This window comes from Herbaspirillum lusitanum P6-12 (assembly GCF_000256565.1).
GTDB classification, from domain to species: Bacteria; Pseudomonadota; Gammaproteobacteria; order Burkholderiales; family Burkholderiaceae_D; genus Herbaspirillum; species Herbaspirillum lusitanum.
In genome coordinates, this window is record NZ_AJHH01000178.1 from 1 (window position 1) to 16,225 (window position 16,225).

General features: G+C 62.3%; 15 protein-coding genes and 1 pseudogene. 3 read left to right on the forward strand and 13 right to left on the reverse strand.

Translation table 11 applies throughout. The annotated features are described in order from the left end of the window. Window positions 1–34: 34 nt before the first annotated feature. From otsB to lptM, 5 genes are all read right to left on the reverse strand, one after another. The gene (gene otsB / locus HLUSI_RS0106170) at window positions 35–799 is read right to left on the reverse strand and encodes a trehalose-phosphatase (RefSeq protein ID WP_016833159.1); all 765 of its coding nucleotides are present in this window, start codon (window positions 797–799) and stop codon (window positions 35–37) included. A gap of 220 nt (window positions 800–1,019) precedes the next feature. Then, window positions 1,020–2,471 carry a high affinity choline transporter 1 gene (locus HLUSI_RS0106175; RefSeq protein WP_016833161.1) on the reverse strand — a complete coding sequence of 484 codons (1,452 nt, stop codon included), beginning with the start codon at window positions 2,469–2,471 and terminating at the stop codon, window positions 1,020–1,022. 199 nt (window positions 2,472–2,670) lie between these two features. Continuing rightward, window positions 2,671–3,414: a DNA-3-methyladenine glycosylase gene (locus tag HLUSI_RS0106180; RefSeq protein WP_238533930.1), complete on the reverse strand. Its 744-nt coding sequence runs from the start codon at window positions 3,412–3,414 to the stop codon at window positions 2,671–2,673. Between the two features lie 32 nt (window positions 3,415–3,446). After that, window positions 3,447–4,742 carry a diaminopimelate decarboxylase gene (gene lysA, locus HLUSI_RS0106185; protein ID WP_016833166.1) on the reverse strand — a complete coding sequence of 432 codons (1,296 nt, stop codon included), beginning with the start codon at window positions 4,740–4,742 and terminating at the stop codon, window positions 3,447–3,449. 22 nt (window positions 4,743–4,764) lie between these two features. After that, complete coding sequence (lptM, locus tag HLUSI_RS0106190; protein ID WP_157137761.1) at window positions 4,765–5,001, reverse strand: LPS translocon maturation chaperone LptM; 237 nt, start codon at window positions 4,999–5,001, stop codon at window positions 4,765–4,767. 40 nt (window positions 5,002–5,041) lie between these two features. Here lptM and cyaY point away from each other — a divergent pair, with 40 nt between their 5' ends. Beyond that, window positions 5,042–5,377 carry an iron donor protein CyaY gene (gene cyaY / locus HLUSI_RS0106195; RefSeq protein WP_016833170.1) on the forward strand — a complete coding sequence of 112 codons (336 nt, stop codon included), beginning with the start codon at window positions 5,042–5,044 and terminating at the stop codon, window positions 5,375–5,377. Between the two features lie 16 nt (window positions 5,378–5,393). Here the strand turns inward: cyaY and glpK are convergent, their stop codons facing one another. The 8 genes and pseudogenes from glpK to glpD form a co-directional block, all read right to left on the reverse strand. Further along, window positions 5,394–6,875, reverse strand: coding sequence for a glycerol kinase GlpK (glpK, locus tag HLUSI_RS0106200; RefSeq protein ID WP_016833172.1), 1,482 nt, complete (start codon window positions 6,873–6,875; stop codon window positions 5,394–5,396). Window positions 6,876–7,112: 237 nt separating this feature from the next. Then, window positions 7,113–8,840 (reverse strand): ABC transporter substrate-binding protein, encoded by a 1,728-nt coding sequence (locus HLUSI_RS0106205; protein WP_016833173.1) that lies wholly within the window; start codon window positions 8,838–8,840, stop codon window positions 7,113–7,115. Between the two features lie 129 nt (window positions 8,841–8,969). Further along, a complete protein-coding gene (locus HLUSI_RS0106210) occupies window positions 8,970–9,251 on the reverse strand; it encodes a DUF2160 domain-containing protein (RefSeq protein WP_040503214.1) in 282 nt (93 codons plus the stop codon). Between the two features lie 2 nt (window positions 9,252–9,253). After that, window positions 9,254–10,072, reverse strand: coding sequence for a carbohydrate ABC transporter permease (locus HLUSI_RS0106215; protein WP_016833175.1), 819 nt, complete (start codon window positions 10,070–10,072; stop codon window positions 9,254–9,256). Continuing rightward, the gene (locus HLUSI_RS0106220; protein ID WP_016833176.1) at window positions 10,065–10,955 is read right to left on the reverse strand and encodes a carbohydrate ABC transporter permease; all 891 of its coding nucleotides are present in this window, start codon (window positions 10,953–10,955) and stop codon (window positions 10,065–10,067) included. The genes HLUSI_RS0106215 and HLUSI_RS0106220 overlap by 8 nt, the downstream gene beginning before the upstream one ends. Before the next feature lie 3 nt (window positions 10,956–10,958). Beyond that, window positions 10,959–12,047, reverse strand: coding sequence for an ABC transporter ATP-binding protein (locus tag HLUSI_RS0106225; RefSeq protein WP_016833177.1), 1,089 nt, complete (start codon window positions 12,045–12,047; stop codon window positions 10,959–10,961). Between the two features lies 1 nt (window position 12,048). After that, window positions 12,049–13,139: pseudogene (locus HLUSI_RS27250) on the reverse strand (ABC transporter ATP-binding protein). Between the two features lie 49 nt (window positions 13,140–13,188). Further along, the gene (glpD, locus tag HLUSI_RS0106235) at window positions 13,189–14,685 is read right to left on the reverse strand and encodes a glycerol-3-phosphate dehydrogenase (RefSeq protein ID WP_029363196.1); all 1,497 of its coding nucleotides are present in this window, start codon (window positions 14,683–14,685) and stop codon (window positions 13,189–13,191) included. A gap of 141 nt (window positions 14,686–14,826) precedes the next feature. Between glpD and HLUSI_RS0106240 the strand changes: the two genes are divergently transcribed. Both HLUSI_RS0106240 and gspG read left to right on the forward strand, forming a co-directional pair. Beyond that, on the forward strand, window positions 14,827–15,585 hold the full coding sequence (locus tag HLUSI_RS0106240) for a DeoR/GlpR family DNA-binding transcription regulator (protein ID WP_029363197.1): 759 nt from the start codon (window positions 14,827–14,829) through the stop codon (window positions 15,583–15,585). A 110-nt stretch (window positions 15,586–15,695) separates the two neighbouring features. Then, on the forward strand, window positions 15,696–16,178 hold the full coding sequence (gene gspG / locus HLUSI_RS0106245; RefSeq protein ID WP_050977650.1) for a type II secretion system major pseudopilin GspG: 483 nt from the start codon (window positions 15,696–15,698) through the stop codon (window positions 16,176–16,178). The last annotated feature ends 47 nt before the right edge of the window (window positions 16,179–16,225 follow it).

Here is a 16,225-nt window from a genome sequence, read left to right on the forward strand (position 1 = left end):
GCAGCCGCAGCGGCTGCTTCTGCTGCTTCGGGAGTCACGCGCGGCGTGCGATTGGCGGCTTGCTTCTCGCGCACCATCTTGGCGGCCTGACGCAATTCCTTCTTGCCGCCGGCCACCGCCGTGATCTGTTCTTGGCTCGGCAGCGACGCCACTGCAGCAGCGGCTGCTTGTGGGGACGACGTCCGGCGAACGGCGCCTCACGCATGAATGCGGCGATGGCGTCGCCCTTGTCGGCCAGCGCCGCCTTGGCTTCGACCACCATCTTGCCGCGCAGGACAGTGAAACCCGGCGCGCGCGCGCGCGCGCGCGCGCGCGCGCGCGCGCGCGCGCGCGCGTCCACGTGCGAACCCACCTTGGAGACCGCGTAATTCATCGCTTCGATACAGGCCTGTTCCAGATGCGGCGCCTTGCGGTAATGCAGCGCCAGCGCCCCGCGCTTGGGTTCCAGCAGCAGCCCGGGATGACGTGCGACGAACGGCGCGAGCCGCTCCATCAATGGATCGGTGGCGGGCGCGGCAAGTTGCACCAGCCGACCCGAGGCATCGCGGCGCTCGAGGCCGTGTACGCCGGCGGCAGGCAGGCGCAACGGCGCCAGGTAATGGTCGAGCTGCGCTACCGGCCGGCCGCTGACGACCGCCAGCGCACCGTTCGCGCGTGTTTGCACCTGCTGCAACATCTCGATCAGGTCCGGCGCCGGGACCACGCTTTCCGGCTCGGGAGCCAGATTCACCAAGGTGCCGTCGAAGTCGAGAAACAATGCATCAGCGGCAAAATCGTATTCATGAGTTTGCAGAGACATGCTCAATGAGGTCGATTTAATACTGATTAGTTCCAATTGGTTTTTCGACAACAATTTTTTGCGAGTACAAGAAAACGGCTTGGTTCAGCGGAAAAAAAGCGGGGCGAACGGTCGTGGCGACCGTTGCAAAACAGGAGGGGAACAGAACGAGGAAGGTAGCGCAGCGCCTGCGCGATCCGCAAAGAATGCGAATCGCGCAGGGAAGAAAATCAAGACGGGATCAGTCGGTGCTCAGTGCGCCCGCTGCTGGCGCCTGCGGAATCGGCGCCACCAGTTGCGGCAGCAGCGAACCGAACACCATGCCGCCCACGCTCATCAGCAAGCCGGCCAGCTGCGGCGGCCACAGGCCTTCCGGCGCGACGTATTCGAGCGTGATCCAGGTCGTCAGGCCGAGGATCATGGCAGCCAGCGCGCCCTGACGGGTGGCACGCTTCCAGTACACGCCGAAGGCCAGCGGCACGAAGGCGGCGACCAGCGTCACCTTGTAGGCGTTTTCGACCATCTGGTAAATGCTCGACTGGCTGTTGAGCGCCAGCGAGGTCACCGCGATCGTGAACAGCAACACCACCACGCGCATCGAGAACAGAAATTCCTTGTCGCTCTTCCAGGGACGGATTTCCTTGATGACGTTTTCGGTAAAGGTCACCGACGGCGCCAGCAGCGTCGCGCTGGCACAGCTCTTGATCGCCGACAGCAGCGCGCCGAAGAACATCACCTGGGCGAACACCGGCATCTTCTCCATGATCAGGGTCGGCAACACCAACTGCGAGTCGGTCTCAAGCAGGCGCGCCACCATGGCCGGATCGATCAGCGTGGCCGAGTACGCCAGGAAGATCGGGATGAACACGAAGCCGAAATAGATCACGCCCCCGAGGATCGAGGCGTTGCGCGCGATCTTCTCGGTCCTGGACGACATCACCCGCTGGAACACGTCCTGCTGCGGGATCGAGCCCAGCATCATGGTAATCCACGCGGCAAAGAACCACATCACCTCCCGGAGCGAGGGCGAGGGCCAGAAATTGAATTTGCCGGCATCGGCCGCGTGCCGGATCACGACGCCGGCGCCGCCGACCATGCCGGAGACTTCCCAGCCGATATACAGCATGCCGACCACCACGATGATCATCTGCAGGAAATCGGTGATCGCCACCGCCCACATGCCGCCCATGAGCGTATAGATCAACACGCTGGCGGCGCCGATGATCATGCCCGCCTGCATCGTGATGTAGCCGCCCGAGACGACGTTGAAGACCAGCCCGAGCGCCTTGATCTGCGCCGCCACCCAGCCGAGGTAGGAAATCACGATGCAGATCGTGACCAGCATTTCAGCGGCGCGGCCGAAGCGTTTCTTGTAATAGTCGCCGATGGTCAGCAGGTTCATGCGGTACAGCGGCCGGGCGAAGAACACGCCCACCAGGATCAGGCACAGCGAAGAACCGAAGGGGTCGGCCACGATGCCGCCCAGGCCTTCCTTGAGGAAGGTCGAGGACACGCCCAGCACCGCTTCCGAGCCGAACCAGGTGGCGAACACCGTCGCCGTCACGACCGACATCGGCAAGGCCCGGCCGGCAATCGCGAAGTCCTTTCCGCTCTTGACGTACTTGCTTGCGTAAAGACCGATACCGACTGAAATCACCCAATAAAGTATGACGAACCAGATCAGGGCATTCATGCATGTTCCTTACGCAAAAGGGGCTCAAAAAGAGGCTGAAAAATGAACGGGACGACAGGCGAAAACGCGCATTATAGCGGCATTGGCGGGGGATTTTGCCGCCCTGACAGCAGCGTGTCAGCAAATTTCGCGCCACCGGCGGCCGGCGTTGAAAACGGCGATGTTGAATTCCGGCAAGCCGGCCGCCTGAGGCTGGGGATCAGCCCGGGACGGGAATGACGCCGCGCGGGAATTCCTGCACGGCCGTCGGCCTGCCGTCGCGGTCAACCCAGCGATAGTCCGTCGGCGCGACTTGTCCCTTGCGCAGCGGATTGCGCGTGCAATGGCGGGCGTAAGCGGGATCGACGAAGCGGTAAGGAAGGTGTTCGTCGCGGCCGGTCGGGATGCCCAGTCGCGTGGTTTCGATCAGCGTCGGCGGCGCTTCGCCGACGTCGTCCACAAAAAACACGGCGGGATCGAACGTGCCGGCATCCCAGTCGGGCACGCGCAAGGCCAGCGATTTGCATAGCAAGGTCTGGCCTGCGCAGAGACGGCTCAGGGGGCGTACGCCGCCTTGCGCGTCGGGATTTTCCGCCTGCATCACCGCCAGTGCGGCGGGGCCGGCGATCGGGTCAATCCAGGGATAGCCCGATTTGATCAGGACCGCATTGCCCGGACCGGCAGCGCTGAAATTGAGCGAATCGCCGCCGCGCGCGTAATACATGTAGATGGTGCCACCGTCCATGAACAGGGCGCGGCGCTTGTGGGTGTAGCCCAGCGAGGCATGGCTGCCGCGCTCGTCGAGACAATAGGCCTCGGTCTCAATGATGCGGGCGGACAGCCACTGGCCTTTCCAGCGGCGCCGCAAGACCTTGCCGATCAGGGCGCGCGCCAGGGCCGGGCTGTCCTGATCGAAGAACGCGTTGTCCAGCATCGCAAACCGGGCCGCGTCAGTTGCAGTCATACGGCTCATGCGCTTGCCCGGCAATGCCGATATCAGCCGGCGATGGATTCCAGCGCGAACAGATCGGCTGGGTTTTCGCGCTTGCGGATCAGATGCGCCTGGTCGCCGTCCACCAATACTTCGGCGGCGCGGCCGCGCGTGTTGTAGTTGGAAGCCATGGTCATGCCGTAGGCGCCAGCCGACATCAACGCCAGCAAGTCGCCCGGCGCGATCGCCAGTTCGCGGCTGCGCGCCAGCCAGTCGCCGGATTCGCACACCGGACCGACGACGTCATAGGTCCTGGCGGCGTCCTTGCGCTGTTGCACCACTTGCACGCCGTGCCAGGCTTCGTACAGGGCCGGACGCATCAGGTCGTTCATGGCGGCGTCAACCACCGCGAAATTCTTGCTCTCGCCGTGCTTCAGGTATTGCACTTCGGTCACCAGCACGCCGGCGTTGCCGACGATGGAGCGACCCGGTTCGAACATGACCTTGATCGCGCGGCCGGCGTATTTTTCCTTGCGCCAGGCATCGATGCGGGTGAACAGGCGGCCCAGGTAGTCGCCGACCGGAACCGGTTGTTCGTCGTCGTAAGTGATGCCGATGCCGCCGCCGATGTCGAGGTGATGGATGGCGATGCCTTCGGCTTCGAGCTGGTCGATCAGTTCGATCACCTTGTCGAGCGCTTCCAGCAGCGGCGCGTCGTCGAGCAGCTGCGAACCGATGTGGCAGTCGATGCCGACCACGTCAATGTTCGGCAGCGCGGCGGCGTCGCGATAGCAGGCCAGCGCGTCTTCGTAGGCGACGCCGAACTTGTTTTCCTTGAGACCGGTGGAGATGTAAGGATGGGTCTTGGCGTCCACATTGGGGTTCACGCGCAGCGAGATGCGGGCGCGCTTGCCCAGCGCACCGGCCACTTCGTTCAGACGGGCCACCTCGGGGATGGATTCGACGTTGAAGCAGAGGATGTCATGTTCCAGGGCCAGCTTCATCTCGTCGCGGCCCTTGCCCACGCCCGAGAAGATCACCTTGCGGGCATCGCCGCCCGCCGCCACCACGCGCAGCAGTTCACCGCCGGAGACGATATCGAAGCCCGAACCCAGTCGGCCCAGCAGGTTCAGCACCGCCAGGTTGGAATTGGACTTGACCGAATAGCAGACCAGCGCGCCGCCGTTGTCCGCATTTTCAGTGCGACCGGCTTTCTTGCAGGCATCGGCATAGGCCGAGAAGTTGGCGGTCAGCGCTGCCTTGGAATAGACGTACAGCGGCGAACCGAATTGCTTGGCCAGTGCATTCAGGGGCAGGTTTTCGGCATGCAGCACGCCGTCGCGGTAAGAAAAATGGGACATGGAAATAAGAAGCGGCGAAGGATTATTTGGAATTGCCGGCAGGTGCGGAAGCCGGAGCGGGCAAGGAGATCGCCGGCACACCGGCGTCATCGGGCACGGCCGGTTTGCTCATGTTGTCCGCAGGCGCGGTGCGTACGCGCTCCGCCGGAGGCTTGCCGATGTAGAGCGGGCCCTTCTGGCCGCAACCGGTCAACAGCAGAGCCAACATGGCGGCGCCAAGCAGCGGACGGGCAGGAGAAAAATGAAATGGAGACTTCACGATAGAATCACGGGTTTACATCAATGTCTCGGAGTGTAGCATGACAGAATCAGAATTCCTGGCCCTCGCGGATTCCGCGCTGAACGCGATCGAAGCCGCACTGGAGCAGGCTACCGACGACACCGACCTCGACGTCGAATGCAGTCGCAGCGGCAATGTCCTCGAAATCGAATGCATCGATAACGGCTCCAAAATCATCGTCAACAGCCAGGCGCCGATGCAGGAGCTGTGGCTGGCCTCCAAATCGGGCGGCTATCACTTCAAATACGACGGCAAACAATGGCTGAGCGCGCGCGACGGCGCCGAGCTGTACGCCACACTGTCGGCTTCGGTCACCGAACAGGCCGGCGTGGCCGTGACGCTGAGCGCACCCTGAGCCGGAAGCAAGTTCATCAACCGGCGCTGACCTGCTTGATGGCGCGCTCCCAGGTTTGTATTTTTGTCTGCGCTTCGTCGCGGCTCATGGTCGGCAGGAAGGTGCGTTCCATGCGCCAATGTTCCGACAACTCCGCCATGTCGCGATAAACCCCGGTCGCAAGACCGGCGAGACTGGCGGCGCCCAGCGCTGTGGTTTCCGTGACCTGCGGACGGATCACCGGGATGCCGAGCAAGTCGGCCTGGAATTGCAGCAGCAGGTTATTGGCCGACGCGCCGCCGTCAACGCGCAATTCGGTGATCGGCGACACGGCGTCGCGCACCATCGCCGTCAGCAAGGCGGTGCTCTGGAAGGCGATCGATTCCAGCGCGGCGCGCGCAATGTGCGCCACCGTGCTGCCGCGGCTGAGACCGACGATCGCGCCCTTGGCCGAGGGATTCCAGTACGGTGCGCCGAGCCCGGTAAACGACGGCACGAACACCACGCCGCCGGAGTCCGGCGCCGAGGCCGCCAGTTCTTCCACATCCGTCGAATTCTTGATTGCCTTGAGGCCGTCGCGCAGCCACTGCACCACTGCGCCGCCGATGAAAACACTGCCTTCAAGCGCGTACTGCTTGCGCTCGCCGACCTGGCAGGCGGCGGTGCTGATGAGGCCGTTGCGCGACTGCGCGCACTGGTCGCCGGTATGCAGCAGCATGAAGCAACCGGTGCCGTAAGTATTCTTGGCCATGCCGGGCTGGAAGCAGGCCTGGCCGAACAGGGCCGACTGCTGGTCGCCGGCGATGCCGCCGATCACTACTGCCGCGCCCAGATGCCCGGCGTCGGTGTGACCGTAGAGATGCGCCGAGGGATGCACCTCCGGCAACATCGAACGCGGCACGTCCAGCCATTCCAGCAATTCATCATCCCAGTTGCCGGTATGAATATTCCACAGCATGGTGCGCGACGCGTTGGACACATCGGTCACGTGCAGGCGACCGCCGGTCAGGTTCCAGATCAGCCAGGCGTCGACGGTGCCGAAGGCCAGCTCGCCGCGCCGTGCACGCTCGCGCAGGCCCGGCACGCTGTCGAGTATCCAGTGCAGCTTGGTGCCGGAAAAATACGGATCGAGCACCAATCCGGTCTTGGCCTGGATGGCGTCCGTCAGGCCGCGCTCGCGCAATTCGGCGCAGATGGCTTCGGTGCGGCGGTCTTGCCAGACGATGGCGTTGTGCACCGGCTTGCCGGTGGCGCGGTCCCACACCACGGTGGTCTCGCGCTGATTGGTGATGCCGAGTCCTGCCAGGTCGGCGGCCTTGATGCCGGCTTGCGCCAGCACCTGGCGACAAGTCTGCAACTGGCTGTTCCAAAGATCCATGGGATCGTGTTCAACCCAGCCGGGCTGCGGAAATATCTGGCGAAACTCTTGCTGCGCGGTGGCGACGATGGCGCCGGTTTCGTCGAAGATGATGCTGCGTGAGCTGGAGGTGCCCTGGTCGAGAGCGAGCAGATATGCCATGACATTTGCCTTACAAATCACTGTGAAATCACAGCGTAACAACGATTGCGCCGTGCTGGAAGGAAAAACGTCATTCCGGAAACTCCCGGAATGACGTCGTGGCGCTACTTGAAGTTGCGGCTTCCTGCAGAAGCGTAGCGAGCGGTCCGAGCTCTGGAGGAGAAGCGCAGCCGTACGTGAGTACGGTGAGCATCGCAGTCCGGAGATCGGATCGCGCAGTAGCTTGTGCGGGAATGCCTAGCGAACTTTGCCGTCCTTCCATGCTTGCAGCAGTTTGTCGTAAGGGATGGTTTCCCCCTTTGGTTTTTCGTTGGCCAGCTTGGTCCATGGGGCGCCCTTGTCGGACATCCAGCTCGCAGGATCCTTCTTGTCGTTGAGCTTGGGGGCGCAGTTCTTCATGCCGGCGCGCTGCAGGCGGGCCATGATGCCGTCCATCTCTTCAGCCAGGTTATCCATCGCGCCTTGCGGCGTCTTTTCGCCGGAAATCGCGGTGGAGATGTTCTTCCACCACAGCTGCGCCATCTTCGGATAGTCGGGCACGTTGTTGCCGGTCGGGGTCCATGCCACGCGCGCCGGGCTGCGGTAGAACTCGATCAGGCCGCCGTACTTCGCCGCGTTCTTGGTGAAGTATTCCGAACGGATATCGGAATCGCGGATGAAGGTCAGGCCGACGATCGATTTCTTCAGCGACACGGTCTTGGACGTCACGAACTGGCCGTACAGCCAGGCGGCGGCCATCTGGTCAGGCGGCGTGCTCTTGAGGAAGGTCCAGGAACCGACGTCCTGGTAACCGTTCTGCATGCCTTCTTTCCAGTACGGGCCATGCGGGCCGGGGGCCATGCGCCACTTCGGCGAGCCGTCGGTATTGACCACCGGCAGGCCTTGCTTGGTCATGCCCGCGGTGAAGGCGCTGTACCAGAACACCTGCTGCGCGATATGGCCTTGCGCCGGCACCGGACCGGCTTCGGAGAACGTCATGCCGAGCGCTTCCGGCGGTGCGTATTTCTTCATCCAGTCGAGGTACTTGGTCAGCGCATACACTGCCGCCGGCGAATTGGTGGCGCCGCCGCGCGACATTGACGCGCCGACCGGCGTGCACTTGTCGGCCGCTACGCGGATGCCCCATTCATCGACCGGCAAGCCGTTCGGCAGGCCCTTGTCGGCGGCGCCGGCCATCGACAGCCAGGCATCGGTGAAACGCCAGCCCAGCGACGGATCCTTCTTGCCGTAGTCCATGTGACCGAAGATCTTCTTGCCGTCCAGTTCCTTGACGTCGTTGGTGAAGAAGGCAGCGATGTCTTCGTAGGCCGACCAGTTTTGCGGCACGCCCAGTTCATAGCCGTACTTGGCCTTGAACTTGTCCTGCAAATCCTTGCGCGCGAACCAGTCGGCGCGGAACCAGTACAGGTTGGCGAACTGCTGGTCGGGCAGCTGGTACAGCTTGCCGTCCGGCGCGGTCGTGAAGCTGGTGCCGATGAAATCCTTCAGGTCGAGGCCGGGATTGGTGTATTCCTTGCCGGGGCCGGCCATGTAGTCGGACAGCACCACGGTCTGGCCGTTGCGGTAGTGGGTGCCGATCAGGTCGGAGTCGTTGACCCAGCCGTCGTAGATCGACTTGCCCGATTGCAGCGAGGTCTGCATCTTTTCGACCACGTCGCCTTCCTGGATCACGTCGTGCTTGACCTTGATGCCGGTGATTTCCTCGAAGGCCTTGGCCAGGGTCTTCGATTCATAGGCGTGGGTGTCGAGGGTTTCCGACACCACGTGGATTTCCTTGACGCCCTTGGCTTTCAGTTTGGCGGCGGCATCGATGAACCATTGCATTTCGCTCAGCTGCTGCGTGCGCGACAGCGTGCTCGGCTTGAATTCGCTGTCGATCCATTTCTCGGCCGACTTGGTGTCGGCCCAGACATTGCCTGCCACTGCAATCGCAGCGGCCAGCACGGTAAGTTTGAATTTTTGCATCACGTCTCCTCGTCACCTTCCCAAAGATGGTCGCGCCGGAGAGGGAAGGACATTCCCCGAACGCGTCATTTCATTCCAGGTTTTTTTATTCTGAGCAAACCGGAAATTGAATCCTGATCACACGCAAGGTCAGCCCTTGCGCATGACGATAAACAAGGCCGCCAAACCGAGCACGGCGGCGTACCACTGGTCCAGGTCGGTCACCGCGACCCAGGCCAGATTGATGTAGGCAGCACTCAGCAGGCCGATGAACAAACGGTCGCCACGGGTCGTGCGCAACGGCAGGAAACCCTTGCGCTCCAACGTCGGCGAGCGGATTTCCCAGATCGTCATGCCCACCAGCATGAGCGCGATGCAGATGAAAAAGACGGCGATCGGCGGCGTCCACGACATCCATGAAAAAGCAGCCATCGTCACACCCTCCCCATCGCGAAGCCCTTGGCGATATGGTTGCGAACGAACCAGATCACCAGCGCTCCCGGAATAATCGTCAGCACCCCGGCGGCGGCCAGGATGCCCCAGTCCATGCCGGCCGCCGACGCGGTGCGCGTCATGATGGCGCTGATCGGCTTGGCGTTGACCGAGGTCAGCGTGCGCGCCAGCAGCAGCTCGACCCAGCTGAACATGAAACAGAAGAACGCCGTCACGCCGACGCCCGACTTGATCAGCGGCAGGAAGATACGGAGGAAGAAACGCGGGAAGGAGAAACCGTCGATGTAGGCGGTCTCGTCTATCTCGCGCGGCACGCCCGACATGAAGCCTTCCAGTATCCACACCGCCAGCGGCACGTTGAACAGCATGTGCGCCAATGCCACGGCGATATGCGTATCCATCAGCCCGACCGTCGAGTACAGCTGGAAGAACGGCAGCAGGAACACCGCCGGCGGCGTCATGCGGTTGGTCAGCAGCCAGAAGAACATGTGCTTGTCGCCAAGGAAGCGGTAGCGCGAAAACGCATAGGCCGCCGGCAAAGCCACCAGCAGCGACAGCACCGTGTTGATGGCGACGTAGATGATGGAGTTGATGTAGCCCGAATACCACGAGGCGTCGGTGAAGATCACCTTGTAGTTGTCCAGCGTCGGCTGGTTCGGCCACAACGTGAAGACCGCCAGGGTTTCTTCATTGGTCTTCAGCGACGTATTGAACAGCCAGTACAGCGGGATCAGCGTGAAGGCGATGTAGAGCGCCAACGTCAGCATGCGCGGCCAGTTGCCTTGCTTGTTTTTACTCATGATTGGCTCCGGTGTTCTGTCCGCCATTGCCGGCGCTTTGCATCCAGTTGTACAAGACGAAGGACAGCAGCAGGATGATCAGGAAATAGATCAGCGAAAACGCCGCCGCAGGTCCCAGATCGAACTGGCCGACCGCCTTTTGCGTCAGGTACTGGCTCAGGAAGGTGGTCGAATTGCCGGGACCGCCGCCAGTGAGCACGAAGGGTTCGGTGTAGATCATGAAGCTGTCCATGAAGCGCAGCAGCACCGCGATCACCAGCACGCCGCGCATTTTGGGCAACTGGATGAAACGGAACACCGCCCAGCGGCTGGCGCCGTCGATCTGCGCCGCCTGGTAATACGCATCCGGAATCGAGCGCAGGCCGGCGAAAGCCAGCAAGGCCACCAGCGGCGTCCAGTGCCAGACGTCCATCACCAGCACGGTGATCCAGGCGTCGAGCGAATTGGAGGCGTAGTTGTAGTCCATGCCGAGCCGGCTCAATACATAACCGCCCAGGCCGATGTCGGCGCGGCCGAAAATTTGCCAGATGGTGCCAACCACGTTCCATGGAATCAGCAGCGGCATGGCCAGGATCACCAGCGCCGCCGACGACTTCCAACCCTGCGCCGGCATCGACAGCGCCAGGCCGATGCCCAGCGGGATCTGCACCAGCAGCACGCAGAACGAAAAGATCAGTTGGCGCAGCAGCGCCGAATGCAGTTCGCTGTCGCGCATCACGGCGCGGAACCATTCGAGGCCGACGAACACGCTCTGCTCGGGACTGATGATGTCCTGCACCGAATAATTGACCACCGTCATCAGCGGGATGATCGCGGAGAACGCGACCGTCAGGAACACCGGCAGGATGAAAAACCAGGCCTTGTTGTTGTATGGCTTGTTCATGACCTATCGCCCTATCCTTTCGTCATTGCTGAAGAAGATCGTCTCCGCCTTCGCCAGGCGCAGCCATTGCCGGCCCTCGCTCAGCCTGGCCGAGGCATCGAGCCTGGCCTTGACGATCTGACCGCCGAATTCCGCCGTGAGCAGCTGGCTGGTGCCGAGATGCTGGATTTGCACGATGTTGGCGCTGACCGCACCGGGCGCGCCGGCCGTGGTCAGTTCCACGAACTCCGGCCGGATGCCGAGCTTGAGTTCACCGTTGGCATGCTTGAGCGCCTGCAGTTGCGCGGCGTCGATGTCCACGCGCTGCTGTCCGATCACGACGGCGTCGCCGTCGATCTGCAGCGGATAAAAGTTCATGCCGGGGCTGCCGATGAAATAGCCGACGAAGGTGTGATCGGGACGCACAAACAAGGCTTCCGGCTTGCCCTGCTGCACCACCTTGCCGTTGGTCATGACCACCACTTCGTCGGCGAAGGTCAGCGCCTCCACCTGATCATGGGTGACGTAGATCAGCGTCAGCTTGAGCTGATGGTGGATCTGCTTGAGCTTTTGCCGCAGCTGCCATTTCATGTGCGGATCGATCACCGTCAAGGGCTCGTCGAACAGGATCGCCGCGACGTCCTTGCGCACCAGTCCGCGCCCCAGCGAAATCTTTTGCTTGGCGTCGGCGGAGAGACCGCTGGCGCGCTGCTTGAGGTCGCGCGTCAGTTCGAGGATTTCGGCGATTTCATGCACGCGCGCGCGCACTTCGCTCTCCGCCACCTTGCGATTGCGCAGCGGGAACGCCAGGTTGTCGAACACGCTCATGGTGTCGTACAGCACCGGGAACTGGAACACCTGCGCGATGTTGCGCTCGCGCGTGGGCATCTGCGTCATGTCCTTGCCGTCGAACAGCACCTGTCCTTCGGACGGCACCAGCAAACCGGAGATGATATTGAGCAGCGTCGACTTGCCGCAGCCGGACGGGCCCAGCAAGGCGTAGGCGCCGCCGTCTTCCCACACCATGTTCATCGGTTGCAGGGCGTAGTCTTCCGGCGACGCCGGATGGGGTCCGTAGGCGTGACCGAGATTGCGGAATTCAATGCGTGCCATGTCAGTCTCCCTGCGGGGCGCTCAGCAGGCGGCCCTCGGTATCGAACAGAAAAATCTGTGCGGCATTGATGTTGACCTGCACCGCGCTGCCGATCTCGAGCGCATGCACGCCGGGCAATTGCGCCACCAGTGCATCGCCGCCGTGACGCAGGTGCAGATAGGTTTCGGAACCGCTCAGTTCGGCCAGGCCGACCGTGCAGGCGAGCGTGACGCTTGCGCCCGCACTGTTGCCCGCTTGCAGGCGCACGTCGTTGCAGCGAATGCCGACCCGGCAACGCTGGCCCGCGGTCAGCGCCAGATTGCGACCAGCGACTGACAGCACGCTGCCGTCGTCGAGCTTCACGCTGGCATTGTCGATGGCGGTCGCCGCCAGCATGTTCATCGGCGGGTCGTTGAAGATGGCCGCCACTTCGGTCGAGGCCGGCGCGTTGAACAATTGCAGCGTCGGGCCGAACTGCAACAAACGGCCGGCGTGCATCACTGCGGTGTGGCCGCCGAGCAGGAGGGCTTCCTGCGGTTCGGTGGTAGCGTAGACCACGGTGGTGTCGCCGCTGGTGAACAGGGAAATCAGTTCCGAGCGCAGTTCTTCGCGCAGCTTGTAGTCGAGGTTGACCAGCGGCTCGTCCAGCAGCACCAGCGGCGCGCGTTTGATCAATGCGCGCGCAGCGCGGTACGTTGCTGCTGGCCGCCGGACAGTTCTCCCGGCAGGCGTTGCAGCAGGTGGGCGATGTGCAGTTTTTCGGCGATCTCGGTGACGCGCTGATGGATTTCCTGCTGCGGCAATTTCTTCAGGCGCAGGGGCGAGGCAATGTTTTCGTAGACGCTCAGGCCCGGATAATTGATGAACTGCTGGTACACCATGGCGAGGTTGCGCTCGCGCACGCCGACGCCGGTGACGTCCTTGCCGTCGACCAGCACGCTGCCGCTGCCGGGCTTGTCGAGGCCAGCAATGATGCGCATGAGCGAAGTCTTGCCGGCCTGCGTGGGGCCCAGCAAGACGTTGATGCCGCCCGCCGCCAGCTTCAGATCAAGCGGGTACAGATGCGTTTCCGCACCCACCGACTTGGTCACTTGTTTTAATTCCAGGGTCACGCTGTCTCCTTGCTGCTGTTCTGTTTTTTACATGCGCAGGTCTTCAGGACTAAATCTGCTCCTTCAGCCATTGCTGCAATCGTTCCACGTGTTGCGGCCGGCAATACAGGCCCAGTTTGCTCCGACGCCACAGGATGTCTTCTGCGCTGCAAGCCCATTCGACGTCGCGCAGATAGCGTGCTTCCGACTCGTAGAGCCCCGGCGCCAGTTCTTCGCCGAGATCGGCGAGAGCGGCGGCGCCCTTGAGCAGGCGTTCGGCACGGCTGCCGTAGCTGCGCGCATAGCGCTTCGCCAGCGCCGGCGGCAACCACGAATGGCGTTCGCTGAAGCCCGCCAGGAAGCGCGCGAAGTCGTAACGCCTGACCAGCTTGCCCGGCTGTTCCAGCGCGTCGGCAGTCCACGGCGGCGCCTTGAATCCCAGCCGCGGCGACAGGACGGCCAGCGCTTCTTCGGCCAGCTTGCGATAGGTGGTAATTTTTCCGCCCCAGACGTTGAGCATGGGAGCGCCGTTGTCGTTGCACTCGAGCAGATAGTCGCGCGTCACGGCGGAGGCGTTGGAGGAATTGTCGTCCAGCAGCGGACGCACGCCGGAATAGGTCCACACCACGTCGCTGCTGGAAATCTGACGGGTGAAATAACGATTGGCCATCTCGCACAGATAATCGATTTCATCCGTGCTGATCTCGACCTTGCCGGCGTCGCCGGTGTATTCCAGATCGGTGGTGCCGATCAGCGTGAAGTCGTCCTGATACGGAATCGCGAAAATGATGCGCTTGTCCGGGTTCTGAAAAATGTAGGCGTAAGGATGGTCGAACAGACGCTTGACGACGATATGGCTACCCTTGATCAGGCGCAGGCCGTAGCTCTTGCTGGCACCGGGCACGGCGTCGGCGAACTGCGCGGTCCACGGGCCGGCGGCGTTGACGATGGCGCGCGCCTGCACCTGGATGCGGCCGTCCTGTCGATTCTCCAGCGCGGCGCGCCAGAGGTCTCCTTCACGACGTGCTTCGATGCATTTGGTGCGGGTGAAAATACGGGCGCCGCGTTCGCTGGCATCGAGCGCGTTGAGCGCCACCAGGCGGGCATCGTCGACCCAGCCGTCGGAGTAGACGAAGCCGCGGCGATAGTCGCCCTTGAGCGGTTTGCCGGCGGCATGTTCGTTGAGTTTCAGCCCTTGCGAGGCGGGCAGGATTTCGCGTTTGGCGAGATAGTCGTACATCAGCAGGCCGGCCCGGATCAGCCAGACCGGGCGCTGGCCGGCGTCGTGCGGCATGACGAAGCGCAACGGCCAGATGATATGCGGCGCGGCGCGCAGCAGCACCTCGCGCTCCTGCAAGGCCTTGCGCACCAGCTTGAATTCGTAATACTCGAGATAGCGCAGCCCGCCGTGGATCAGCTTGGTGCTGGCCGAAGAAGTATGCTGCGCCAGATCGTGCTGCTCGCACAGGATCACGCGCAAGCCGCGGCCGACCGCGTCACGGGCAATCCCGGCGCCATTGATGCCGCCGCCAACCACCAGAAGATCACATTCAAGAAGTGTGTTCAACTTGTCTCCGGATTTTTATTTGCCGTATTGTATTTTTTGGCTACGATACGCGACAACCTGAAAACAAATCAACAATTATTTTGTTGTTTTCAATTCGATTATGTTTTTTAATGTTCATATGATCATTCACCAATTCCCATGATGCTCAATCCGCGGCAACAAACCTTGCTGGACTGCGTGCGCAAGCACATTACGATTTCAGTGGAAGAACTGGCGCAGAAGCTCGATGTGACGACGCAGACGGTGCGCCGCGACGTCAAGGCGATGGTCGACGCCAAGTTGCTGGCGCGCTACCACGGTGGCGTAGGGCTGCTGTCCTCGACGGAAAACATTGCCTATCCGCAGCGCCAGGTCATGCATGCCGAGGCCAAGCGCCGCATCGGCCGCACCGTGGCCGCGCGCGTGCCGGATGGCTGTTCGCTCATCCTCAACCTGGGCACCACCACCGAAGAGGTGGCGCTGGCCCTGCAGCAGCACAAGAACCTGCATGTGGTGACCAACAACCTGAACGTGGCCAATTCGCTGGCCAGCAATCCGGCGCTGGAAGTGATCATCGCCGGCGGCGTGGTGCGCGCGCGCGATCGCGGTATTGTCGGCGAGGCAACCATCGACTTCATCCGCCAGTTCAAGGTCGACATCGGCATCATCGGGATTTCCAGCATCGAGCTCGACGGCGTGTTGCGCGACTTCGATGCACGCGAAGTCAAGGTCGCGCAAACCATCATCGAGCAATCGCGGCAAGTCTGGCTGGTCGCCGACTCGAGCAAGTTCGGCCGCCAGGCGCTGGTGAAGATGGCGCACCTGTCGCAGATCGACGTCTTGTTCACCGACGCGCCGCCGCCGCCGGAGCTGGCCAAATTGCTGCAGGAAACCGAGGTCGAGGTGGTGTTGGCGACCTGAGCCGAAACAGGATCCGGAAGCAGAACTTTCAGGCAATCCGACTCTGCAATACCAAAGCCGCCGCTTCGGCTTTATACTCTCGCATCTCGCTTTACTGGAAAGAAAGTCCGATGCGCCGCACAGTTACGCGACCCGTTTCTCCCACGCAACTTCTCACGCAATTTTTTTCGCTGCAACGCGGCCTGAGCAAATTACAGATGTTGACTGCACTGGCCATCATCGCGGTGGTGGCCATCGTCGCCGCACCGCGCCTGATCAACGTCGTCAATCACGCCCACAGCCCGCAGATCGTCACGGCCGAGCAGGACATTGCCGAGATCGAAAAGGGCTTGCAGCTGTACAAGCAGGACAACGGCCGCTACCCCACCATCGAGCAAGGCCTGCTGGCGCTGATCGTCAAGCCCGGCCGCGCGCCGGTGCCGAAGGAATGGAAAACCGGCGGCTACCTCGACCGCCTGCCGCGCGACCCCTGGGGTAACGCCTATGCATATCGCGTGTCTGCCGATGGCGACAGCTTCGACGTATTTTCCTTCGGCGCCCACGGCCCCGATGAAGGCGACGACAACGCCGGTGTGATTCGCGGCAAGCACTGATTGCTCTTCACACTTGCTGCAGACGTAAAAAAGCCACGGCATGCCGA